Source organism: Kitasatospora sp. NPDC087271, from assembly GCF_044744605.1.
GTDB lineage: Bacteria > Actinomycetota > Actinomycetes > Streptomycetales > Streptomycetaceae > Kitasatospora.
Map to the genome: position 1 here is coordinate 1 of NZ_JBIUYQ010000048.1, position 23,283 is coordinate 23,283.

Below are 23,283 nucleotides of genomic sequence, written 5' to 3' on the forward strand. Positions count from 1 at the left end.
TCCGCACCGTCCGGCCGACACATGCAGCGCAAGGCGGTCTTCACCGGCCATTGCACCGGATGTCCCCTACGCGAACGGTGCAGCCGGGCCAAGGCCGGCCGGATCGTCACCATCCGCCCCGACCACGACCTCATGTCCCAAGCCCGCCAGGCGGCGAGCACACCCGACTGGCAAGCCACCTACCGCCGCTGGCGCCCGCCCGTGGAACGCGCCGTCGCCTGGCTCGTCGGCCACGGCAACCGCCGCCTGCGCTACCGGGGAACGATCAAGAACAACGCCTGGCTCCACACCCGAGCCGCAGCCCTCAACCTCCGGACCCTGATCAACCTCGGACTCACCCACAACGGCACCACCTGGCAGATCGGGGCTGCCGCCTGACGGCGGCAGCCCCGATCACACCAAGATCTTCATCAGCCTTCTAGGGCCTGTCCGGCCCTCGGACAGGCCCTCGACCCGGCCTCCGGCCGCGAGCGGCGGAAGGGCCCCGGACGCCCGCGCGTCCGGGGCCCTCGCACGTCCCGGCCCGCTCCCGGCGTCTGCGACACTGGATGAACCATGCCTAAGCCCGGAGAACTCACCTTTGTCGCGCCGCGCGGCGCCAAGCCCCCGCGACACCTCGCCGACCTGAGCCCCGCCGAGCGCAAGGAGGCCGTCGCCGAGCTGGGCGAGCAGCCGTTCCGCGCCAAGCAGCTCTCCAACCACTACTTCGGCCGGATGTCGAACGACCCGGAGGGCTGGACGGACATCCCCGCCGCCAGCCGGGAGAAGCTCACCGGGAGCCTGCTGCCGGAGCTGATGTCGGTCGTGCGGCACGTGTCCTGCGACGACGACAGCACCCGCAAGACGCTCTGGAAGCTCTTCGACGGCACGCTCGTCGAGTCGGTGCTGATGCGCTACCCGGACCGGGTCACCATGTGCATCAGCTCGCAGGCGGGCTGCGGCATGAACTGCCCCTTCTGCGCGACCGGCCAGGCCGGGCTGACCCGCAACCTGTCCACCGCCGAGATCGTCGAGCAGATCGCCGCCGGGATGCGCGCGCTCAAGGCCGGCGAGATCCCCGGCGGCGAGGCGCGGCTGTCGAACGTGGTCTTCATGGGCATGGGCGAGCCGCTGGCCAACTACAACCGGGTGCTGGCCGCGATCCGCCGGCTGACCGACCCGGCGCCGGACGGTTTCGGCCTGTCCCAGCGCGGTGTCACGGTCTCCACCGTCGGCCTGGTCCCGGCGATGAACCGGCTGGCCGACGAGGGCCTCAGCTGCCGCCTGGCGCTGTCGCTGCACGCCCCGGACGACGAGCTGCGCGACGAGCTGGTGCCGGTGAACACCCGCTGGAAGGTCGCCGAGGTGCTGGACGCCGCGTGGAACTACGCGGAGAAGTCCGGCCGGCGGATCTCCATCGAGTACGCGCTGATCAAGGACATCAACGACCAGGCGTGGCGGGCGGACCTGCTCGGCCGGCTGATCAAGAACCACCGGGTGCACGTCAACCTGATCCCGCTGAACCCGACGCCGGGCTCCAAGTGGACCGCCTCCCGGCCCGAGGACGAGCGCGAGTTCGTCCGCCGGCTCCAGTCGCACGGGGTGCCGACGACCGTCCGTGACACCCGTGGCCAGGAGATCGACGGCGCCTGCGGCCAGCTCGCCGCGGCGGGCTGAGCCGGCGGGTCACCGCAGGCCGGGCAGTCAGCGCAGGCCGGGAAGTCAGCGCAGGCCGGCGGCCGCCAGTGCGGCGGTCGCCCCGCCGGTCACCAGCAGCGTGGTGCCCACCGCCAGGGTGCGCAGCGCGACCGCGCCGAACAGCAGCCGGGGCGAGGTGCCGAGGCGCAGCAGCACGTCGGTGACGTCCCGGCGGTCGGTGCGGACCTCGGCCAGCCGGGCGGCCACGGCGGCGGCCGCGCAGCCGAGCACCAGGCAGGCCTCGACGGCGGGCAGCACGTCGGCGCTGTCGGGCGTGCCGATCCAGTAGCGGATGGTGGTGAGCACCAGCGCGAGGGCGAGGGTGAGCACGGCCAGCGGAGGGCCGAGGCGGCGGGCCTGGGCGGTCAGTCCGCGGCCGGCCAGCAGCCGCAGCGGGGTGGGCCGGCCGAGCGCGAGCAGCCGTCCCGTCCAGGACAGCAACGGGCCGGTGAGCAGGACGAGCCCGACCGCGCTGGCGGCCCATCCGCCGAGTGCGGCGGTGCTGGTGCTGCCGAGCCCGGCGGGCAGGTGGATCGGCCGGCCGTCGGCGGCGGCGCCGGGCCGCAGGGCGATGAGTTCGAGGGCGAGGCCGATCACGGCGAGCCCGACCGGCAGGGCGACCCGCAGCGCGCCGAAGCCGGTGCCGCGGTGGGTGCGGCTGCCGGGCAGGTACTCGGTGGGCGGGACGGCGCAGGCGGCGGCGATCCCGGCGGTGAGCGGGACCAGGGCGAGCAGGGCGACCGGCGCGACGGCCGGCAGCGGTACGCCCATGCCGAGGTCGGGGGCGAGCGCGGGCCCGGCGATGTCGTTGCGCAGGACCAGGAAGACCAGCAGGGTGAGCACGCTGCCGAGGGTGCAGGCGAGCACGACCTCACCGGCGATCAGGGTGCGGATCCGGCCGGAGCCGGCTCCGGCGGCGCGCAGGCCGGTGATCCGTTCGGGCCGCTGGGCGGGTACGGCGCGGGCGGTGACGGCCGCGAACCAGGCGACGGCGGCGAGCGGGGGCAGGCACCAGAGCAGTCGCACCAGCGCGTCCTCGCCGCCGAGCGGGTCGCTCATCGCCCGGCCGAGGGAGCGCAGCAGGAAGGCGGAGACCACGGCGGCGGCCAGCACGGTGAGCAGCCAGCGGCCGAGGTCGGGCACCCGGTAGCCCCGGGCCAGACGGAGATAGAACACGTCGACTCTTTCAGCGGCTCGGCGTCGTCAGCGGCGGGTGGCCGAGACGGCGGACGCGCCGGCCGCCCCCGGGACGGCGGGGCCGCGCGGGACGGGGGCGGCGGGGGCGGTGAGCCGTCCGTCGACGAGGGCGACGGCGCGGTCCGCGAACCGGACGAGCTCGGGGTCGTGGGTGGCCAGGACGAGGGTGAGCTGGTGCGACCGGGCCGCGCTGGTCAGTATCCGCAGGACCTGGTCGGCGGCCTCGCGGTGGAGCGGGGCGGTGGGGTCGTCGGCGAAGACGACGGGCGGCAGCGGGGCGAGGGCGCGGGCGACGGCGATCCGCTGGCGCTGGTCCTGGAGCAGCCGGTCGGGGCGCTGCCGGGCGACCTCGCCGACGTCGAGGCGTTCCAGCCATTCGTCGGCGGCGGTGTAGGCGGCCTTGTTGCCGGCGCCGGCGAGCAGCAGCGGCAGGGCGACGTTCTCCCGGGCGGTCAGTTCGGGCACCAGGTGGGGTTCGGAGCCGACGAAGCCGAAGCGGTCGCGGCGCAGCCGTTCGCGCCCGGCCCGGCCGAGGGTGTGGACGGGCGCGCTGTTGAACCAGACCTCGCCCTCGTCGACGGTGAGGAGGGCGGAGAGGCAGCCGAGGAGGGTGCTCTTGCCGGACCCGCGCGGGCCGGTGACGGCGAGCACTTCGCCCTCGCGGACGCCGATCGAGATGCCCCGCAGGGCGGGGGTGCCGTGATGGGACTTGACGATCCCCCGGGCCCACAGCACGTCGTTGTCAGGCGGTGCCGCTGACATGAGGTTCCATCCTGGGTGGCCGCTGGGATATGACAGTCGTCAGATTAGAACGACTGGGGCCTGGTGCGGTTGCGGCGCTCTGGTCCATCGCGGGCAAATCACCCGCAATCAGGCATGTTTGATCGGCTGTCCGCGCCGGAAAACGCCGAAGGGCGGTCCCGGGGGAGTGGGACCGCCCTTCGGCGGAGGGTGGGGAGGGAGGATCAGGGGTCAGATCTTCGCCCACGCGTCGGTGAGGCTGGTCCGCAGGATCTGCTCGATCTCGTCGAAGGTCGACTGGTTGGAGATCAGCGGCGGGGCCAGCTGGATGACCGGGTCGCCACGGTCGTCGGCGCGGCAGTACAGGCCGTTGTCGAAGAGGGCCTTCGACAGGAAGCCGTAGAGGACGCGCTCGACCTCGTCGTCGTTGAACGACTCCTTGGTGACCTTGTCCTTCACGAGCTCGATGCCGTAGAAGTACCCGTTGCCGCGGACGTCGCCGACGATCGGCAGGTCGCGCAGCTTGTTCAGGGTGCCCAGGAACGCGGCCTCGTTGTCGAGGACGTTCTGGTTCAGGCCCTCGCGCTCGAAGATGTCGAGGTTGGCCAGCGCCACCGCGGAGGAGACCGGGTGGCCGCCGAAGGTGTAGCCGTGCAGGAAGGTGTTGTCGCCCTTGTAGAACGGCTCGGCGAGGCGGTCCGAGATGATCGTGGCGCCGATCGGGGAGTAGCCCGAGGTCATGCCCTTGGCGCAGGTGATCATGTCGGGCTGGTAGCCGAACTTGTCGGCGCCGAACATGGTGCCCAGGCGGCCGAAGGCGCAGATGACCTCGTCCGAGACCAGCAGCACGTCGTGGCGGTCGCAGATCTCGCGCAGGCGCTGGAAGTACCCGGGCGGCGGCGGGAAGCAGCCGCCGGCGTTCTGCACCGGCTCGACGAAGACGGCGGCGACGGTCTCGGCGCCCTCGTTGAGGATGGCCACCTCGATCTCGTCGGCGCACCAGCGGCCGTAGGCCTCGGGGTCGACCGTGCCGTCCGGGCCTTCGAGGAAGGCGGGGGCGCGGTAGATGTTGGTGTTCGGGGCCTTGTGGGTGCCCGGCACCAGCGGCTCGAACGGGGCCTTCAGGCCCGGCAGGCCGGTGATCGACAGGGCGCCCTGCGGGGTGCCGTGGTAGGCGACGGCGCGCGAGATGACCTTGTACTTGGTCGGCTTGCCGGTCAGCTTGAAGTACTGCTTGGCGAGCTTCCAGGCGGTCTCGACGGCCTCGCCGCCACCGGTGGAGAAGAAGACCTTGTTCAGGTCGCCCGGGGCGTAGTTGGCCAGGCGCTCGGCCAGCTCGACGGCCTTCGGGTGGGCGTAGCTCCACACCGGGAAGAAGGCGAGCTCCTTGGCCTGCTTGGCGGCGGCCTCGGCCAGCTCCTCGCGGCCGTGGCCGGCCTGGACGACGAACAGGCCGGCGAGGCCGTCGAGGTACTTGCGTCCCTTGTCGTCCCAGACGTAGGTGCCTTCGCCCTTGACGATCGTCGGCACGGGGGAGTTCTCGTACGACGACATGCGGGTGAAGTGCATCCACAGGTGGTCGTAGGCGGTCTTGGAAAGGTCCTTCTGCGCCGGGTCGGCTGTCATCGGGTGCCCCAGGTGTAGGTCTGTTTCCGGAGCTTCAGGTAGACGAAGCTCTCGGTGCTCCGCACGCCGGGAAGCGCGCGGATGCGCTTGTTGATCAGTTCGAGCAGGTGCTCGTCGTCCTCGCAGACCAGTTCGGCCAGGAGATCGAACGAGCCTGCGGTGCAGACGACGTAGTCGACCTCGTCGAGGGCGGCCAGCGCGTCGGCGACGGGCTCGATGTCGCCCTCGACCCGGATGCCGACCATCGCCTGGCGGGTGAAGCCGACGGTGAGCGGGTCCGTGACGGCGACGATCTGCATCACGCCCTGGTCGAGCAGCTTCTGGACGCGCTGGCGCACGGCCGCTTCGGACAGGCCGACGGCCTTGCCGATGGCGGCGTACGGGCGGCGTCCGTCCTCCTGGAGCTGCTCGATGATCGCCTTGGAGGCGGCATCGAGGGGAACGCTCGCGTTCCGGTCGCGGTTGGCCACGCCGCCACTGTGCCTGATCGTTCTCCTGTTCGCAAGCGAGGAATCTGCTGATTTCGTCGTGATCTTGGAATCCGCGTACGGATTTCATCGCCTACGTGCACTGCACCTGTCGATACCAGCAGTCATGCGGCTACCCTGGCACGGTACGCGCGCAGCCCCGCAGCGCAGCGCGCGTTCCCCCAAACCAGTGGACCGCGCCGTCCAGGGCCCGGCCACCCGACACCCTTCGTGCGCCGGACCAGCCGACGTACCATGGCGCCGGAAACTGCAACGCCGCAGGCCCAGACCGAGGAGAGACCCCGTGAGCGACCTTCGCACGCTGCGCAACTACATCAACGGTGAGTTCGTCGACGCGGCGGACGGCCGCACGCTCGACATCGTCGACCCCACCACCGGTGAGGTCTACGCGACGTCCCCGCTGTCCGGTGCCTCCGATGTGGACGCCGCCATGGCCTCGGCCGCCGCCGCCTTCCCGGTCTGGCGTGACGCCACCCCGAGCACCCGCCAGAAGCTGCTGCTCAAGATCGCCGACGCGGTCGAGGCCCGGGCCGACGAGCTCGTCGAGGCGGAGGTCCGCAACACGGGCAAGCCGCGCGGGCTGACCCTCTCGGAGGAGATCGGTCCGATGGTGGACCAGATCCGCTTCTTCGCCGGTGCCGCCCGCATGCTGGAGGGCAAGGCCGCCGGGGAGTACATGGACGGGATGACCTCGATCGTCCGCCGCGAGCCGGTCGGCGTCTGTGCCCAGGTCGCGCCGTGGAACTACCCGATGATGATGGCCGTCTGGAAGTTCGCCCCGGCCATCGCCGCGGGCAACACCGTCGTCCTGAAGCCCTCGGACACCACCCCGGCCTCCACCGTCCTGCTCGCCGAGATCATCGGCGGCGTCCTCAAGGACCTGGAGCTGCCGGCCGGCGTCTTCAACGTGATCTGCGGCGACCGCGAGACCGGCCGGCTGATGGTCGAGCACAAGACCCCGGCGATGGCCTCCATCACCGGTTCGGTCCGGGCCGGCATCCAGGTCGCCGAGTCCGCCTCCAAGGACGTCAAGCGCGTCCACCTGGAGCTGGGCGGCAAGGCCCCGGTCGTGGTCTTCGAGGACGCCGACATCGCCGAGGCCGTCGAGGGCATCTCGGTCGCGGGCTACTTCAACGCCGGCCAGGACTGCACCGCCGCCACCCGCGTGCTGGTGCACGAGTCGATCCACGACGCCTTCGTCGAGGCGCTGGCCAAGGCCGCGGCCGAGACCAAGACCGGCGGCGTGGACGACGAGGACGTGCTGTACGGCCCGCTGAACAACGCCAACCAGCTGAAGCAGGTGGCCGGCTTCATCGAGCGGCTGCCCGCCCACGCCAAGGTCGAGGCCGGTGGCCACCAGGTCGGCGAGAAGGGCTACTTCTACGCCCCGACCGTCGTCTCCGGCCTGCGGCAGGACGACGAGATCATCCAGAACGAGGTCTTCGGCCCGGTCATCACCGTGCAGAAGTTCACCGACGAGGACCAGGCCGTCGACTACGCCAACGGCGTCGACTTCGCGCTGGCCTCCTCGGTGTGGACCAAGGACCACGCCCGCGCCATGCGGATGTCGCGCCGGCTGGACTTCGGCTGCGTCTGGATCAACACCCACATCCCGCTGGTCGCCGAGATGCCGCACGGCGGCTTCAAGAAGTCCGGCTACGGCAAGGACCTCTCCGCGTACGGCTTCGAGGACTACACCCGGGTGAAGCACGTCATGACCGCGATCTAGCGGGTCGTGACGGTCGGGCGCTGTATGACCGCGATCTAGCGGGTCGTGGCGGTCGGGCGCTGTATGACCGCGATCTGATCGCGCGTCCATCGTGTGAACGGACAATGGGCCCGGGTCCTTTCGACCCGGGCCCGGTGTCTTTGCATCCTGTCGGCCGTTCGCGTGACCGGCTGACAAGATGAAACTGCACTTCGGGGCCGCGACTCCCTAGCCTTACCGGCATGAGCATCCCCACCGCTGACTCAGCCGCCGGCCAGGCGGTCAAGGCCGCCGACCGCGCGCACGTCTTCCACTCGTGGTCCGCCCAGGCGCTGATCGACCCCCTCGCGGTGGCCGGCGCCGAGGGCTCGTACTTCTGGGACTACGACGGCAACCGCTACCTCGACTTCTCCTCGCAGCTGGTCAACACCAACATCGGTCACCAGCACCCGAAGGTGGTCGCCGCGATCCAGGAGCAGGCGGCGAAGCTCTGCACCATCGCCCCCGGTTTCGCGGTCGAGGCGCGCAGCGAGGCCGCCCGGCTGATCGCCGAGCGCACCCCCGGCGACCTCGACAAGATCTTCTTCACCAACGGCGGCGCCGAGGCGGTCGAGAACGCCGTCCGGCTGGCCCGGCTGCACACCGGCCGGCAGAAGGTCATGTCCGCCTACCGCTCGTACCACGGCGCCACCGCCAACGCGATCGCCCTCACCGGCGACCCGCGCCGCTGGGCCAACGAGACCGGCGTCTCCGGCGTGGTGCACTTCTGGGGCCCGTATGCCTACCGCTCCAACTTCCACGCCGAGAACGAGGCGCAGGAGTGCGAGCGCGCACTGGAGCACCTGGAGCAGGTGATCGCCTTCGAGGGCCCCGGGACGATCGCGGCGATCATCCTGGAGACCGTGGTCGGTACGGCGGGCATCCTGATCCCGCCGGCGGGCTACCTGGCCGGGGTCCGGGAGATCTGCGACCGCTTCGGCATCGTGTTCATCCTCGACGAGGTGATGGCCGGCTTCGGCCGCACCGGCGAGTGGTTCGCGGCCGACCACTGGGGTGTCACCCCGGACCTGCTGACCTTCGCCAAGGGCGTCAACTCGGGCTACGTCCCGCTGGGCGGCGTGGCGATCAGCGCCGAGATCGCCGCCACCTTCGCCGAGCGGGCGTTCCCGGGCGGGCTCACCTACTCCGGCCACCCGCTGGCCTGCGCCTCGGCCGTCGCCACCATCACCGCCATGGCGGAGGAGGGCATCGTCGAGAACGCCAAGCACATCGGCGAGACCGTGCTCGGCCCCGGCCTGCGGGAGCTGGCCGAGCGGCACCCCTCGATCGGCGAGGTCCGCGGCCTCGGCGTGTTCTGGGCGCTCGACCTGGTGAAGGACCGCGGGACCCGCGAGCCGCTGGTCCCGTACAACGCGGCCGGCGCCGCCAACGCGCCGATGGCCGAGCTGGCCGCCGCCTGCAAGCAGCGCGGGCTCTGGCCGTTCGTCAACATGAACCGCCTCCACGTCGTCCCGCCGTGCACCGTCACCGAGGAGGAGGCCAAGACCGGTCTCGCGGTGCTCGACGAGGTGCTGTCGCTCGCCGACGCGCACACCGTCTGACGTACCGACCGGACGGCCCCGGGTGTCGCGCACGCCCGGGGCCGTCCCACGCTCCGGAGGCCTTCCCCATGCCCAGCAGCACCACCCCGACCCGCCCCCACAACTCCCGTACGATCCGCCGGCGTTCGGTGCTCGGCGGGGCCGCGCTGCTCGGCGCCGGCACGCTGACCGGCTGCGGCATCCCGTCCGCGTACGTCGCCGAGGACCGCCGCTCGGTCCAGGACCGTTCGGACCGCGAGCAGCGGCTCGCCTTCTCCAACTGGACCCAGTACATCGACACCGACGACCAGGGGCACCGGCCGACCCTGGACGCCTTCACCGAGCGGACCGGCATCGCGGTCACCTACACCGAGGACATCAACGACAACGACGAGTTCTTCGGCAAGATCAGCCCGGTGCTCACCCAGGGCGCCGACCCCGGCCGGGACCTCATGGTGGTCAGCGACTGGATGGCCGGCCGGTACGTCTCGCTCGGCTGGGTGCAGGCCATGGACCGGGCCAACCTGCCCAACGTCACCGCCAACCTGGACCCGCAGCTCGCCGACCCGGCCTTCGACCCCGGGCGCCGGCGCAGCGTGCCCTGGCAGTCCGGGATCACCGGCATCGCGTACAACCGCAAGGCGCTCGGCCGGGAGCTGAAGTCGACCGCGGACCTCTGGGCGCCCGACCTCAAGGGCCGGGTCACCCTGTTCGCCGGGCTGGACGAGGCGCTCGGGCTGTTGATGCTCGCCCAGGGCGCGGACGTCTCCCGGTTCGGCGAGGACGACGCGCACCGGGCGATGGACACCGTGCAGAAGATGGTCGACACCGGCCACATCCGCCGCTTCACCGGCAACGACTACACCAGCGACCTCGCCTCCGGCGCCGCCGTCGCCTGCCAGGCCTACTCCGGCGACGCCGTCCAACTGACCGCCCAGAACCCGGACATCGAGTTCGTGGTGCCGCAGGAGGGAGGCGAGCTGTGGGCGGAGAGCCTGATGATCCCCAACCGGGCCCGGCACAAGCGCAACGCCGAGCTGCTGATCGACCACTACTACCAGCCCGAGGTGGCCGCCGAACTCGCCGCGTTCGTCCAGTACATCTGCCCGGTGCCGGCCGCCCGCGAGGTGCTGGCGGCCAGCGGTGACAAGGACAAGGCCGAACTGGCGGAGAACCCGCTGCTCTTCCCGACCGACGAGATGCGCGCCCGGTTGCACACCATGCGCGACGTCACCTCGGCGGAGCGGCCCGAACTGCACAAGGTCTGGGGGCGCATCACCGGCGTGTAGGCCACCGGCGTGCAGAGGTCAGCGGCGGACGGCGTCCAGGGCGAGCAGTGCCACGTGCAGGGAGAGGCAGGACTCCACCTGGTCGAGGTCGACGCCGAGGATCCGCTCGACCTTGTGCAGGCGGTCGTAGAAGGACGGCCGGGACAGGTGCGCGGCGTCGGCCGCCGCCGACTTGTTCCGGCCCTGCTCCAGGTAGATCCGCAGCATCTGCACCAACTGGCCGTTGTGCTCGGCGTCGTGGGCCAGCAGCGGGCCGAGCTCCCGCTCCACGTAGGTCTGCAGCCGGGCGTCGTCGCGCAGCAGGTGGAGCAGGCCGCGCAGCCGGACGTCCGGCAGCCGGTAGTACGAGGCGGCCCGGCCGCCGGGCGCGTCGTGCAGGGCCGCGTCGGCGACCTGGGTGGCCTCCAGCAGGGTGCGCCGGGCGTCCCGGACGGAGCCGACCGAGGAGCCGACCGCGACCACCGGGGCCGGTGCGGCGGCGGCGTCGTCCCGGCCGGCCTCGGCCGACATCCGGCGCAGCGTGGCCGAGAAGGCGTCCAGGGCGGCGTGCTCGTCCTGCTGGGTGCCGAGCGTGATCAGCACGCCGACGCCCTCGTCGTCCAGCGCGCCGACCAGGGCGGAGAGCCGGCAGGCCCGGACGGCCCCCGCGGCGAGCTCGGTGAAGTCACGCAGCCGGGCCTGCGCCTCCAGAGCGGCCGGGATCGGGCCGCGCCGCTGCCGCAGCACCACCCCGACCAGCCGACGGCCCTCCAGCGGGACGCCGAGCGCCTGGGCGCGCAGGGCCACCTCGGAGACGGTCAGCGCGTGGGTGAGGATGCCGGACAGCAGGGTGCGGTGGGTCTGCCGCTCCAGGCTCTCCCGGTCGCGCACCACCAGCCGGTTGAGTGCCAGCGCGGAGGCGCCGCGCTCCAGCAGCATGGTGTGCGGGTGGGCCTCGTTCTCGGGCAGCGGGCCCGGATCCTGCACCAGTACCAGCCGGCCCCAGTCCTGGCCGCGGGCGCCGACCGTGGTCACCAGCCAGCCGCTGCGCGGGTCGTGCCCGGTGCGGCCGGGCGGGCGGACCCCGCGGGAGCGGCGCTCCCAGTCCTCCAACAGTTCGACCTCCGGGCGGCCGGCGGTGTCGTGGGCGAGCACCTGGTGTGCGAGGTTCTCCAGGACGACCGGCGCGCCCGCCATCCGGGCCACCTGGCGGATCACCTCGGGCGGCTCGGCGCCCTCCACCACCAGCTCGTTGAACACCTGGTGGACGGCCTCGGAGACGCGCAGCTGCTCCAGCTGGGCGTTGACCACCAGCGCGTGCACGGCCTCGGTGACGGCGACGAAGCGCAGCTCGCGGCGGAGCGTGATGAGCGGCAGGCCGCGCTGTTCGGCGGCGTGCACCAGGGCGCGGGGCAGCGAGTCGAAGTAGCGCCGGCCGTACTCGACGACCAGGCCGGCGACCCCCACCTCGTCCAGTTCGCGGACGTAGCGGGCCAGGCCCTCGCGGTCGTCGGGCAGCGCGATGCCGGTGGTGAGCACCAGTTCGCCGCCCTGGAGCATCCCGGCGACGTCGGGCAGTTCGCTCACGTGGACCCAGCGGACGGGCCGCTCCAGGTGGTCGGCGCCGGCGACGACCTGGGGCAGGCCGCGCCGCATCACCTCCAGGTCGAGCACGCGGGCGACGGTGGGGAGCATCGCGGGCCTCCAGGGCCTTGAGGGACCAGAGTGTCAGGTAAATCATCCATCGCGGCGACGACCTGTCGCCCTCGGTGAACCCTTGCACCCTGTAAGGCCCTACCCGCCGAGGTTGTCGCAGTGACCCTTGTCACGCCGGGGCGGCAGCGGGCATGGTCAGCGGGTCGGCTGTGGCGAAAAACAGACCTCACGCCGGAATCCATCGCGTTGCCGGAATGCAACAGCGGAATCCCTTGTCCGGAGTCCGCCGGACTGCCAGGATCGCGCAACCCCGGTGATCAGCCGGTCGGATTCCCCCACGGCACAACCGTGAGAATCGCCGTGGCAGTCGACCCACCGGCACTTGGAGGAACCAGATGGACCTGACCGACTTCGGCGCGGGCGCGCAGTACATCGCGGGCCGGCAGACCCGGGGGAGCGGCGAGCCCTTCCAGGTCGTCAACCCCGCGGACGGCAGCGTGGTCGAGCAGGTCGCCCTGGCCACCACCGGCGAGGTCGACGCGGCCGTGGCCGCCGCGAAGGCGGCCCTGCCCGGCTGGTCCCGCGCCACCCCCGGTGCCCGCTCCGAGGCGCTGACCGCACTGGCCGCCGTCCTGGCCTCGGCGAGCGCCGACCTCGCCCGGGTGGAGACCGCGCAGACCGGCAAGCCGGTCAAGCTGGCCACCGAGTTCGACGTCCCCGGCACCATCGACAACGTGGCGTTCTTCGCCGGCGCCGCCCGCAACCTGGAGGGCAAGGCGGCTGGCGAGTACTCCGGCGACCACACCTCCTACGTGCGCCGCGAGGCGATCGGCGTGGTCGGCTCGATCTCGCCGTGGAACTACCCGCTGCAGATGGCCGCCTGGAAGGTCCTGCCGGCGATCGCGGCGGGCAACACCATCGTGCTCAAGCCGTCCGAGCTGACCCCGCTCACCTCGCTGATGTTCGCCCGGGCCTGCACCGAGGCGGGCATCCCGGACGGCGTGGTCAACGTGGTCACCGGCGCCGGACGCACCACCGGCGAGCACCTGGTCGCGCACCCGGACGTCGCCATGGTGTCCTTCACCGGCTCCACCCCGGTCGGCCGCAGGGTCGCCGAACTCGCCACCGCGAGCGTCAAGCGCACCCACCTGGAGCTCGGCGGCAAGGCCCCGTTCGTGGTCTTCGACGACGCCGACCTCGACGCCGCCGTGCACGGCGCGGTCGCCGCCTCGCTGATCAACGGCGGCCAGGACTGCACCGCCGCCACCCGCGCGTACGTCCAGCGCCCGCTGTACGACGCGTTCGTGGCCGGCGTGGCCGAGCTGTACGCCGCGATCCGGATCGGCGACCCGCTCAACCCGCACACCGACCTCGGCCCGCTGGTCTCGTACACCCACCGGGACCGGGTGGCCGGCTTCGTCGAACGCGCCCGCTCCTACGCCACCGTGGTCACCGGCGGCCGCGCGCCGGAGAAGGGCCACGACGGCACCGACCTCACCCGCGGCGCGTACTACGCGCCCACCCTGATCACCGGCGCCGCCCAGGACAGCGAGGTGGTCCAGGGCGAGATCTTCGGCCCGGTGCTGGTCGTGCTGCCCTTCGACACCGACGACGAGGGCCTGCGGCTGGCCAACGACACCCCCTACGGCCTGGCCGCCTCCGCCTGGACGGGCAACGTGCACCGCTCGCTGCGCGCCACCCGGGAGATCGCGGCCGGGTGCGTCTGGGTCAACGACCACATCCCGATCATCAGCGAGATGCCGCACGGCGGCTACAAGGCGTCCGGCTACGGCAAGGACATGTCCCAGTACTCGCTGGACGAGTACACCCAGGTCAAGCACGTCATGTTCGACACCACCGCGGTCGCCCGCAAGGACTGGCACCGCACCGTCTTCGGAGACAGATAACCCCTGCCCAGGGGCGCCGCCCCCAGGGCGCCCCGATTCGACCTCTTACCCCCAGGAGGCCCGTTCCATGGCGTTCAACGAGTTCACCGACGGTCTGCCCGAACCGGTCCGCAAGGCCTGGGAACGCAGCCTGACCAGCGGCCGGGCCGCGATCGGCCGCCGCACCCTGCTGCGGGCCGCCGCGCTGACCGCCGGTGCGGGCACGCTGGCCGCCTGCGGGATCCCGGCGGCCAGGACCGTCGGCGGCGACTCGACCGCCAACGCCGCCAAGGACCTCTCGGACAGCGAGAAGGTGGTCAACTTCTCCAACTGGCCGCTGTACATCGACACCGACGAGAAGGACAAGCAGAAGCACGGCACCCTGGACGCCTTCACCGCGGCCACCGGCGTCAAGGTCAGGTACAACGAGGACGTCAACGACAACGTCGAGTTCTTCGGCAAGGTCAAGCCGCAGCTCGCGGCCGGCCAGGACACCGGCCGCGACCTGATGGTCCTCACCGACTGGATGGCCGCCCGGCTGATCCGGCTCGGCTGGGCGCAGAAGCTCAACCCGGCGAACGTCACCACCGCGATCACCACCATCGACTCCCGCTTCCGCGCCCCCGACTGGGACCCGGGCCGGCTGTACTCCTACCCGTGGGCCGGCATCCAGGTCGTCATCGCCTACAACAAGAAGGCGACCAAGGGGAAGGAGGTCACCAGCGTCTCCCAACTGCTGGACGACCCCGACCTCAAGGGCCGGGTCACCTTCCTCTCCGAGATGCGTGACAGCATCGGGATCACCCTGCTGGACCTGGGCAAGGACCCGGCGAAGTTCACCGCCGACGACTACGACGCCGCCGTCGCCCGGCTGCAGAAGGGCGTCGACAGCAAGCAGATCCGCCGCTTCACCGGCAACGACTACGGCCAGGAGCTGTCCTCCGGCGACATTGCGGCCTGCGTCGCCTGGGGCGGCGACCTGATCCAACTGCGCGCCGACAACCCGGACATCGAGTTCGTCATCCCGGAGAAGGGCTACGTCTCCTCGACGGACAACATGCTGATCCCGGCCCGGGCGCAGCACAAGGCGAACGCGGAAAAGCTGATCGACTTCTACTATCAGCCGAAGATCGCGGCGCAGCTGGTCGCGGGCATCGGCTTCGTCTCCGCCGTGACCGGGATGAAGGACGAACTCGCCACCCTCGCCCCGGACAGCGCGGCCAACCCGCTGGTCGTACCCACCCCCGAGATGGCGGCCAAGTCGCACGTGTTCCGCACCCTCACCGAGACCGAGGAGAGCGACTTCGAGCAGAAGTTCTCCAAGCTCATCGGCGCCTGACCCCCACGCGCGGCCCACTCCCGGCAGAGAACCCAGGAAGACACCCATGACAGACCAGCAGCGCGACGCGGCCGCCGGCGGCGACGTCCGCCTCACCGGCATCGGCAAGACCTACGGCGCCTTCACCGCCGTCCACCCGCTCGACCTCACCGTCCCGCAGGGCTCCTTCTTCGCCCTGCTCGGCGCCTCCGGCTGCGGCAAGACCACCACCCTGCGCATGATCGCGGGCCTGGAGGAGCCCACCAGCGGCACCGTCCTGATCGGCGGCCAGGACGTCACCGCCCTGCCCCCGTACAAGCGGCCGGTGAACACCGTCTTCCAGAGCTACGCGCTCTTCCCGCACCTCGACATCTTCGAGAACGTCGCCTTCGGCCTGCGCCGCCGCGGCCGCAAGGACGTCAAGAAGCAGGTCGAGGAGATGCTGGAGCTGGTCGAACTCGGCCAGTACGCCCGGCGCAAGCCGCACCAGCTCTCCGGCGGCCAGCAGCAGCGCGTCGCCGTCGCCCGCGCCCTGATCAACCACCCCCAGGTGCTGCTCCTCGACGAGCCGCTCGGCGCGCTCGACCTCAAGCTCCGCCGCCAGATGCAGCTGGAGCTCAAGCGGATCCAGACCGAGGTCGGCATCACCTTCGTGCACGTCACCCACGACCAGGAGGAGGCCATGACGATGGCCGACACCATCGCGGTGATGAACGGCGGCCGGGTCGAGCAACTGGGCGCCCCCGCCGAGCTGTACGAGAACCCCGCCACCACCTTCGTGGCCAACTTCCTCGGCCAGTCCAACCTGCTGCCCGCCGAGGTCACCGGCACCGACGGCGGCGACCTGCTGCTCAGCGCGGCCGGCGTCCGCCTCGCCGTGCCCAAGGCGCGCTGCGCCACCGAGGCCAGGCAGGTCCACCTGGGCGTGCGCCCGGAGAAGATCACCATCGCGCACGCCTCCGCCGAGGTCGCCGACGGCCGCAACCGGCTGGCCGGTACCGTCCTCGACTCCAGCTTCATCGGCGTCTCCACCCAGTACGTGGTGCGCACCGACGGCGGCCAGGAGGTCACCGTCTTCGAGCAGAACATGGAGCGCGACGCCCGGATCGTCCCCGGCGCGCCCGTCCTGCTGCACTGGAACCCGGCGCACTCCTTCGCCCTGGACGCCGCGCAGGCGATCGACGCGGGCACCGCGGAGGAGGCCGCATGACCACCACCACCCCGGCCGCCCCGTCACAGGTCATACCGCTCGCGGAACCGGCGCGGAAGCCGAAGCGCAAGCTCACCGCGTACTGGCTGCTGCTGCCCGGCATCGCCTGGCTCGTCGTCTTCTTCGCCGTCCCGATGGTCTACCAGGCGTCCACCTCGCTGCAGACCGGCTCGCTCGAAGCGGGCTTCAAGGTCACCTGGCACCTCGCGACCTACTGGGACGCCCTGGTCGAGTACAAGTGGCACTTCGTCCGCTCGTTCTCCTACGCGGGCATCGCCACCGTGCTCTGCCTGGCCGTCGGCTACCCGCTCGCGTACACGATCGCCTTCAAGGCCAGCAAGCGCTGGCGCAACGTCATCCTGATCCTGGTCATCGCGCCGTTCTTCACCAGCTTCCTGATCCGCACGCTGGCCTGGAAGACCATCCTGTCCGACGGCGGGCCGGTGGTCGGGGTGCTCAACACCCTGCACGTCCTGGACGTCACCAACGCGCTCGGCCTCACCTCCGGCGACCGGGTGCTCGCCACGCCGCTCGCCGTGGTCTGCGGTCTCACCTACAACTTCCTGCCGTTCATGATCCTGCCGCTGTACACCTCGCTGGAGCGGATCGACCCCCGCCTGCACGAGGCGGCCGGCGACCTGTACGCCCGGCCGTTCACCACCTTCCGCAAGGTCACCTTCCCGATCTCGCTGCCCGGGGTGGTCGCCGGCACCCTGCTCACCTTCATCCCGGCCTCCGGCGACTACATCAACGCCCAACTGCTGGGCTCGCCGAGCGAGCAGATGGTCGGCAACGGCATCCAGAAGCAGTTCCTGAACGTGCTCGACTACCCCACGGCTGCCGCACTGAGCTTCATCCTGATGGCCCTGATCCTGGGCATGGTGACGGTCTACATGCGCAAGGCCGGGACGGAGGAACTGGTCTGATGTCCCGGATTACCAAGTGGATACGCGCCCACCTGGTGGTGCTGGCCGGCCTGCTGGCCCTCGCCTACCTGGTGCTGCCCAACCTGGTCGTGCTCGCCTTCTCGTTCAACAAGCCGGTCGGCAAGTTCAACTACGAGTGGAACGAGTTCTCCACCGACGCCTGGACCAACCCCTGCGGCGTGGCCGACATGTGCCAGTCGCTCTCGCTCAGCCTGCAGATCGCGGTGCTCGCCACCATCGGCGCCACCGTGCTCGGCACCATGGTCGCCTTCGCGCTGGCCCGCTACCGCTTCCGCGGCCGCTCGGCCACCACCGCGATGATCTTCCTGCCGATGGCCATGCCCGAGGTGGTCATGGCCGCCTCGCTCGGGACGCTGTTCCTCAACATGCGCATCCCGTTCGGCTTCACCACCATCCTCATCGCGCACATCATGTTCTGCCTCAGCTTCGTGGTGACGGCCGTCAAGGCCCGCGTGATGAGCATGGACCCGAGGCTCGAACAGGCCGCCCAGGACCTCTACGCGACCCCCACCCAGACCTTCCTGCGGGTCACCCTGCCGCTGGCCTCCCCCGGCATCGCGGCGGGAGCGCTGCTCAGCTTCGCGCTCTCCTTCGACGACTTCATCATCACCCAGTTCAACTCGGGCCCGACCACGGTCACCTTCCCGATGTTCGTCTGGGGCGCGTCGCAGCGCGGCATCCCGGTGCAGGTGAACGTCATCGGCACCGCGATGTTCATCGCCGCCGTCGCGCTGACCGTCGGCGGCCAGTGGCTGGGCAACCGCCGGAAGGCCACCGCCTGACGTACGGTCGGGTGTGGTGGCCGAACAAACCATCGCCTAAGTACAGAAAGTGGCTGATAATGCATGGACTCCGCCCGCGCACTCAGTGACGCCAGGCCCACCCCCTTCTGGCTGGAGGACCCGGGCCGGCCGGCGGCGCTGCCCGCCCTGGTCGGCGACACCACCTGCGACCTGCTGGTCGTCGGCGGCGGCTACTCCGGCCTGTGGACCGCCCTCATCGCCAAGGAACGCGACCCCTCGCTGGACGTCGTGCTGGTCGAGGGCAACGAGGTCGGGTGGGCCGCGTCCGGGCGCAACGGCGGATTCTGCGCGGCCAGCCTCACCCACGGCTTCGGCAACGGCCTGCAACGCTGGCCCGCCGAACTCGCCCAGCTGGAACGCCTCGGTGCCGCCAACCTGGACGGCATCGAGGCCACCCTCAAGCGCTACGGCATCGACGCCGAGTGGGAGCGCACCGGCGAGATCGACGTCGCCACCCAGCCGCACCAGGTCGAGGAACTCCACGAGATCGCCGAGGCCGTCGCCCGGTACGGCTTCGACATCACCGTCCTGGACGCCGACGAGCTGCGCGCCGAGGTCGACTCGCCGACCTTCCTCGGCGGCCTCTGGGACAAGGAGGGCGTGGCGATGGTCCACCCCGCCAAGCTCGCCTGGGGCCTGCGGGACGCCTGCCTCGGCCAGGGCGTGCGGATCTTCGAGCACACCCGGGCCACCGACCTGCGGGAGTACGGCAGCGGCATGGCCGTCCGCACCCCGTACGGACGGGTCTTCGCCCGGCGCGTCGCACTCGGCACCAACGTGTTCCCGTCGCTGGTCAAGAGGGTCCGGCCGTACGTCGTGCCGGTGTACGACTACGCGCTGATGACCGAGCCGCTCAGCGACGAACAGCTCGCCGCGATCGGCTGGCGCGGCCGGCAGGGACTCGGCGACAGCGCCAACAAGTTCCACTACTTCCGGCTCTCCGCCGACAACCGGATCCTGTGGGGCGGCTACGACGCCGTCTACCACTACGGCGGCCACGTCCGACACGAGTACGACCAGCGGCCGGAGACCTTCCGCACGCTGGCGAACCACTTCTTCCGCTGCTTCCCGCAGCTGGAGGGCCTGCGGTTCACCCACGCCTGGGGCGGCGCCATCGACACCTGCAGCCGGTTCTCGGCGTTCTTCGACACCGCCTACCGGGGCAAGGTCGCGTACGCGGCCGGGTACACCGGGCTCGGCGTCGGCGCGACGCGCTTCGGCGCCGAGGTGATGCTCGACCTGCTGTCCGGCGAGCGCACCGAGCGCACCTCGCTGGACATGGTGCGCAGCAAGCCGCTGCCGTTCCCGCCCGAGCCGGTGCGCTGGGCCGGGATCGAGATCACCACCCGCTCGCTGGAGCGCGCGGACCGCAACGGCGGCCACCGCAACCTCTGGCTGCGCACGCTCGACCGCATGGGGCTCGGCTTCGACAGCTGACCCCGTTGTCCGCGTTATCCGTGTCATCCGTGTTATCCGTGTAAGAGAGACCCGCCGTCCGCCTCTCCTTGGTGACGGCGGGTCTCGGTCTCCCCGCCGCGTCCCGACCGGGACGACCCGACCGGAACCAGCGGCAAGAAGCGGGGACAGACATGGAGAGCACCGGACTGCACTGGCTCGCCCAGGTGGCACCGGACCCGGAGGCCTTCCGGGAGCAATGGGAGCGCACCGGACTGGGGCTGATGCTGCTACCGGCCGGCCGCCGCTGGGACGTCCTCTCCGTCCCCGGACGGCTCGGGCGCCCGGCGCTGGAGATCCTGGACACCGGCTCCTGCGGCCCCGTCCTCACCGACTTCGGGGACGAGCACGTCAGCTTCCTGGTCCCCGTCGGCACCGCCGCCCGCTGGATCGGCACGGGCGTGCGCAGCGCGGGGGAGGGCACCTGGATCGTCGTCCCGCACCCCGAGCGCCGCAGCCGCGGGGTGCGCTGGCTGGTCCCGCCCGACGGCTCCGGACGGCTCAACGACCCGGTGCTGCTGGAGCTCGCCCTGCACGAGGCCGCGGCCGGGCTCAGCGGCTGGTGATCCCGCGGTCCGGGCTCCGGCCCCGGCCGGCGGTGGCGCGCGGGGCGGGCGGTCGCGTCAGACTGGAAACGTGACCACCGCCCCGGGCGCCGTCGACGCGCCCCTTCGACCGGGCCCGGCCCAGCTGCGCCTCGCCGTACTGGCGGCCCCCGTCTGCGACCGGTACGGGCTCGCCCTGGCCGGCGGGCACGCGCTGCGCGCCCACGGCGTCGCGGCCTGCCCGCAGGACGGCCTCACCCTGGTGACCGGCGGGGCCGACCTGCCGGAGGTGGCCGCCGCGCTGGGCGAGGCCTACCGCGCGGCCGGCGGCGGGGTCGCCGAACGCCCGGGCACGCCGCGACTGGAGCAGCTCACCGTCCGGCTCGCGCTCGGCGGGCGGTCGCACTCGGTGGAGCTGCGGAAGGAGCCGCTGGCCCACCGGCCGGTGCGCTTCGACCTTGCCGCGCCCCCGCCCGGCGAGCCGGCGGTGGTGCTGTCGGCGGTCCCGCCGGTGGCGCCGCCAGTCGTCCTGCCGGTGGTCCTGCCGGTCGTCGCCCTGGAGGACGCCGCCGCGCTCACCACCGCGCTGCTGGTGGACCGCGGCATGCCGCGGGACCTGGTCGATGTGCACGCCCTCACCGACTGCTACCGGGAGGGCGAGCTCCTCGCACTGGCAGGCGAATTGGACGCGGACTTCCAGCCCGCGGCGCTCGCCGACCGGCTGGAGACGCTGGCCGAGGCGGCGGACGGGCGGTTCCGGGCCCGGGGTGTCGCGGCACGAGCGGTCGGCGGGCTGAAGCGGTGGGCGCTCGCCTGGGCCCAGGACCTGCGGCTGGACCTGCTGGAGACCCAGGAGGCGGCTGACGGTCTGCACGACCCGTACCTGGAAGACGAGGAGTCCTGAACGCGGGGTGGCGGCGCTTCGTCCTTGCGCGCTCGTCTTGCGGGTTCGTTGCTGCGCGTCCGTCCTCGCGCGTCCGTCCTCGTGTGTTCGTCCTTGCGGGTCCGGCTTCACACGTTCGTGCTCTCTCACGCGTTCGGCCGAGCAACCGGACGACCTGTAAGGCTGAATCCGCGATCCCCGTCAGCCTGTTCGTTGAGGCCTGGCGCGGCGGCCACCAGACTGGAGACGAACGCGGTAGCCCCGTGAATCCCGTCGCCCGGCCCACTCGCGGGCGGCGCCAGACAGGACCGGCGGCAGGACGCCGCCCGGGACTTCGGAGGCAGACGGACTTGAGCAAGCACATCACTCACTGGATCGGCGGCGAGCCCGTCGCCACCGCCGGCGCGGCGCCCCGCCGCGGTGACATCTTCGACCCGGCCACCGGCCAGGTCGCCGGCCAGGTCGACTTCGCCGGGATCGCCGAGGTCGACCAGGCCGTGGCCGCCGCAGCCGCGGCCTTCGCGGAGTGGCGCACCGCCTCGGTCGCCAAGCGCACCACCGTGCTGTTCGCCTTCCGCGAGCTGCTGAACGCCCGCCGCGACGAGCTGGCCGCGATCATCGTGTCCGAGCACGGCAAGGTCCACTCCGACGCGCTCGGCGAGATCGCCCGTGGTCTGGAGGTCGTCGAGTACGCCTGCGGCATCCCGCAACTCGTCAAGGGCGGCTTCACCGAGCAGGCGTCCACCGGCGTCGACGTCTACTCGATCCGCCAGCCGCTCGGCCCGGTCGCGATCATCTCGCCGTTCAACTTCCCGGCCATGGTGCCGATGTGGTTCTTCCCGCTCGCCATCGCGGCCGGCAACACCGTCGTCCTGAAGCCCTCGGAGAAGGACCCGTCCGCCGCCAACTTCCTCGCCGGGCTGTGGAAGGAGGCCGGCCTGCCGGACGGCGTCTTCAACGTCGTGCACGGCGACAAGGCCGCCGTGGACCGCCTGCTGGAGCACCCGGACGTCAAGTCCGTCAGCTTCGTCGGCTCCACCCCGATCGCCCGCTACGTCTACGAGACCGGTACGCGCTACGGCAAGCGCGTGCAGGCCCTGGGCGGCGCCAAGAACCACATGCTGGTCCTGCCCGACGCCGACCTCGACCTGGCCGCCGACGCCGCGGTCAACGCGGGCTTCGGCGCGGCCGGCGAGCGCTGCATGGCCGTGTCCGTCCTGGTCGCGGTCGACCCGATCGGCGACGAGCTGGTCGACAAGATCAAGCAGCGGATCGCCACCCTGAAGGTCGGTCCCGGCTGCAACGGCGACTCCGAGATGGGCCCGCTGGTCACCGGCCAGCACCGCGACAAGGTCACCTCCTACGTCGAGTCCGGGGTCGCCGACGGCGCCGAGCTCGCCGTGGACGGCCGCAAGCACCCGGTCACCGCCGAGGACGAGAACGGCGCCCCGACCTCGGACGGCTTCTGGCTCGGCCCCACCCTGTTCGACCACGTGAAGCCGGGCATGTCCGTCTACAACGACGAGATCTTCGGCCCGATCCTCTCCGTCGTGCGCGTCGCCTCCTACGACGAGGGCCTGGCACTGATCAACGCCAACCCGTACGGCAACGGCACCGCCCTCTTCACCAACGACGGCGGCGCGGCCCGGCGCTTCCAGTTCGAGGTGGAGGTCGGCATGGTTGGCATCAACGTGCCGATCCCGGTCCCGGTCGCCTATTACTCCTTCGGCGGCTGGAAGGCCTCCCTGTTCGGCGACGCCCACGCGTACGGTCCGGACGGCGTGCAGTTCTTCACCCGCGGCAAGGCCGTGACCCAGCGCTGGCTGGACCCCTCGCACGGCGGCATCAACCTCGGCTTCCCCACCAACAGCTGATCCCCCGCCCTGCGGTCGTGCCGGCCGGACCCCTCTCCCCGGGGTCCGGCTGGCCCTTTGCACCCCGTTTGCATCCGGTCGCGATCGCGCGTAGAGTTCTTCGAGCTGCCTGGCTGGGAGCACCGGACACGCATCTCCGCGCGGACGGTCCCGGGGCAGCCAATCCTTTTGAAACACCATTTCCTGGTTCGGGCCGGGTCGCGTCTTGTCGCGGCTTGGTTCTTATTCGGCGTGTTCGTTTTATTGGATTGCGGTCGATTCGCTTTTCGGAGTAGGGATCGGCTAGAGTTTGAAACGTCGGACGGGGCGTCAAGCCGCAGAAGACACCAGCGAGTTGGATGAACGAAGCGCCGGAAACGGGGCGGAAAACATCTGGTAAGCTGGGAACACGAAAGAACGAAGCGCCCGGAGGGCCCGCTGG

Annotated in this window: 19 protein-coding genes; 14 read left to right on the top strand and 5 right to left on the bottom strand. The window is 71.4% G+C overall.

Annotated elements, in window-relative coordinates:
• Together ACIO9K_RS37335 and rlmN are read left to right on the top strand one after the other, a co-directional pair.
• On the top strand, positions 1 to 378 hold a 378-nt coding region (locus ACIO9K_RS37335; RefSeq protein WP_400336349.1), incomplete at its 5' end, for a transposase.
• Positions 379 to 555: 177 nt separating this feature from the next.
• Entirely contained in the window at positions 556 to 1,656 is a 1,101-nt protein-coding gene (gene rlmN / locus ACIO9K_RS37340; RefSeq protein WP_363624865.1) for a 23S rRNA (adenine(2503)-C(2))-methyltransferase RlmN, read from the top strand.
• 45 nt (positions 1,657 to 1,701) lie between these two features.
• Here rlmN and ACIO9K_RS37345 read toward each other — a convergent pair whose 3' ends face one another.
• The 4 genes from ACIO9K_RS37345 to ACIO9K_RS37360 form a co-directional block, all read right to left on the bottom strand.
• A complete protein-coding gene (locus ACIO9K_RS37345) occupies positions 1,702 to 2,853 on the bottom strand; it encodes a hypothetical protein (protein ID WP_400336351.1) in 1,152 nt (383 codons plus the stop codon).
• 27 nt (positions 2,854 to 2,880) lie between these two features.
• Positions 2,881 to 3,636 (bottom strand): ATP-binding cassette domain-containing protein, encoded by a 756-nt coding sequence (locus ACIO9K_RS37350; RefSeq protein ID WP_363624862.1) that lies wholly within the window; start codon positions 3,634 to 3,636, stop codon positions 2,881 to 2,883.
• Between the two features lie 210 nt (positions 3,637 to 3,846).
• Complete coding sequence (locus ACIO9K_RS37355; RefSeq protein WP_350882875.1) at positions 3,847 to 5,241, bottom strand: aspartate aminotransferase family protein; 1,395 nt, start codon at positions 5,239 to 5,241, stop codon at positions 3,847 to 3,849.
• Positions 5,238 to 5,711 carry an Lrp/AsnC family transcriptional regulator gene (locus ACIO9K_RS37360; RefSeq protein WP_030243538.1) on the bottom strand — a complete coding sequence of 158 codons (474 nt, stop codon included), beginning with the start codon at positions 5,709 to 5,711 and terminating at the stop codon, positions 5,238 to 5,240. Before ACIO9K_RS37360 ends, ACIO9K_RS37355 begins: the two co-directional genes overlap by 4 nt.
• Before the next feature lie 301 nt (positions 5,712 to 6,012).
• On the opposite strand from ACIO9K_RS37360, the gene ACIO9K_RS37365 reads away from it, so the two are divergent.
• The 3 genes from ACIO9K_RS37365 (at position 6,013) to ACIO9K_RS37375 (ending at position 10,306) form a co-directional block, all read left to right on the top strand.
• A complete protein-coding gene (locus tag ACIO9K_RS37365; protein ID WP_363585752.1) occupies positions 6,013 to 7,458 on the top strand; it encodes a gamma-aminobutyraldehyde dehydrogenase in 1,446 nt (481 codons plus the stop codon).
• 221 nt (positions 7,459 to 7,679) lie between these two features.
• On the top strand, positions 7,680 to 9,038 hold the full coding sequence (locus ACIO9K_RS37370) for an aspartate aminotransferase family protein (protein WP_363585753.1): 1,359 nt from the start codon (positions 7,680 to 7,682) through the stop codon (positions 9,036 to 9,038).
• Positions 9,039 to 9,106: 68 nt separating this feature from the next.
• Entirely contained in the window at positions 9,107 to 10,306 is a 1,200-nt protein-coding gene (locus ACIO9K_RS37375; RefSeq protein ID WP_063347658.1) for a spermidine/putrescine ABC transporter substrate-binding protein, read from the top strand.
• Between the two features lie 18 nt (positions 10,307 to 10,324).
• Here the strand turns inward: ACIO9K_RS37375 and ACIO9K_RS37380 are convergent, their stop codons facing one another.
• Positions 10,325 to 11,980 carry a PucR family transcriptional regulator gene (locus ACIO9K_RS37380; protein ID WP_063347657.1) on the bottom strand — a complete coding sequence of 552 codons (1,656 nt, stop codon included), beginning with the start codon at positions 11,978 to 11,980 and terminating at the stop codon, positions 10,325 to 10,327.
• Between the two features lie 356 nt (positions 11,981 to 12,336).
• On the opposite strand from ACIO9K_RS37380, the gene ACIO9K_RS37385 reads away from it, so the two are divergent.
• The 9 genes from ACIO9K_RS37385 (at position 12,337) to ACIO9K_RS37425 (ending at position 22,862) form a co-directional block, all read left to right on the top strand.
• Positions 12,337 to 13,848 carry a gamma-aminobutyraldehyde dehydrogenase gene (locus ACIO9K_RS37385; protein WP_363585754.1) on the top strand — a complete coding sequence of 504 codons (1,512 nt, stop codon included), beginning with the start codon at positions 12,337 to 12,339 and terminating at the stop codon, positions 13,846 to 13,848.
• 67 nt (positions 13,849 to 13,915) lie between these two features.
• A complete protein-coding gene (locus ACIO9K_RS37390) occupies positions 13,916 to 15,166 on the top strand; it encodes a spermidine/putrescine ABC transporter substrate-binding protein (protein WP_363585755.1) in 1,251 nt (416 codons plus the stop codon).
• 46 nt (positions 15,167 to 15,212) lie between these two features.
• The gene (locus ACIO9K_RS37395; RefSeq protein ID WP_363585756.1) at positions 15,213 to 16,355 is read left to right on the top strand and encodes an ABC transporter ATP-binding protein; all 1,143 of its coding nucleotides are present in this window, start codon (positions 15,213 to 15,215) and stop codon (positions 16,353 to 16,355) included.
• Positions 16,352 to 17,281 carry an ABC transporter permease gene (locus ACIO9K_RS37400; RefSeq protein ID WP_350882859.1) on the top strand — a complete coding sequence of 310 codons (930 nt, stop codon included), beginning with the start codon at positions 16,352 to 16,354 and terminating at the stop codon, positions 17,279 to 17,281. The genes ACIO9K_RS37395 and ACIO9K_RS37400 overlap by 4 nt, the downstream gene beginning before the upstream one ends.
• The gene (locus tag ACIO9K_RS37405; protein WP_363585757.1) at positions 17,281 to 18,084 is read left to right on the top strand and encodes an ABC transporter permease; all 804 of its coding nucleotides are present in this window, start codon (positions 17,281 to 17,283) and stop codon (positions 18,082 to 18,084) included. Before ACIO9K_RS37400 ends, ACIO9K_RS37405 begins: the two co-directional genes overlap by 1 nt.
• 63 nt (positions 18,085 to 18,147) lie before the next feature.
• Positions 18,148 to 19,542 carry an FAD-dependent oxidoreductase gene (locus ACIO9K_RS37410; protein ID WP_363585758.1) on the top strand — a complete coding sequence of 465 codons (1,395 nt, stop codon included), beginning with the start codon at positions 18,148 to 18,150 and terminating at the stop codon, positions 19,540 to 19,542.
• A gap of 152 nt (positions 19,543 to 19,694) precedes the next feature.
• Positions 19,695 to 20,126, top strand: a complete 432-nt coding sequence (locus ACIO9K_RS37415) for a hypothetical protein (RefSeq protein WP_363585759.1) — start codon at positions 19,695 to 19,697, stop codon at positions 20,124 to 20,126.
• Between the two features lie 70 nt (positions 20,127 to 20,196).
• A complete protein-coding gene (locus ACIO9K_RS37420) occupies positions 20,197 to 21,009 on the top strand; it encodes a nucleotidyl transferase AbiEii/AbiGii toxin family protein (protein WP_400336357.1) in 813 nt (270 codons plus the stop codon).
• Positions 21,010 to 21,338: 329 nt separating this feature from the next.
• Positions 21,339 to 22,862 (top strand): CoA-acylating methylmalonate-semialdehyde dehydrogenase, encoded by a 1,524-nt coding sequence (locus ACIO9K_RS37425; protein WP_363624851.1) that lies wholly within the window; start codon positions 21,339 to 21,341, stop codon positions 22,860 to 22,862.
• The last annotated feature ends 421 nt before the right edge of the window (positions 22,863 to 23,283 follow it).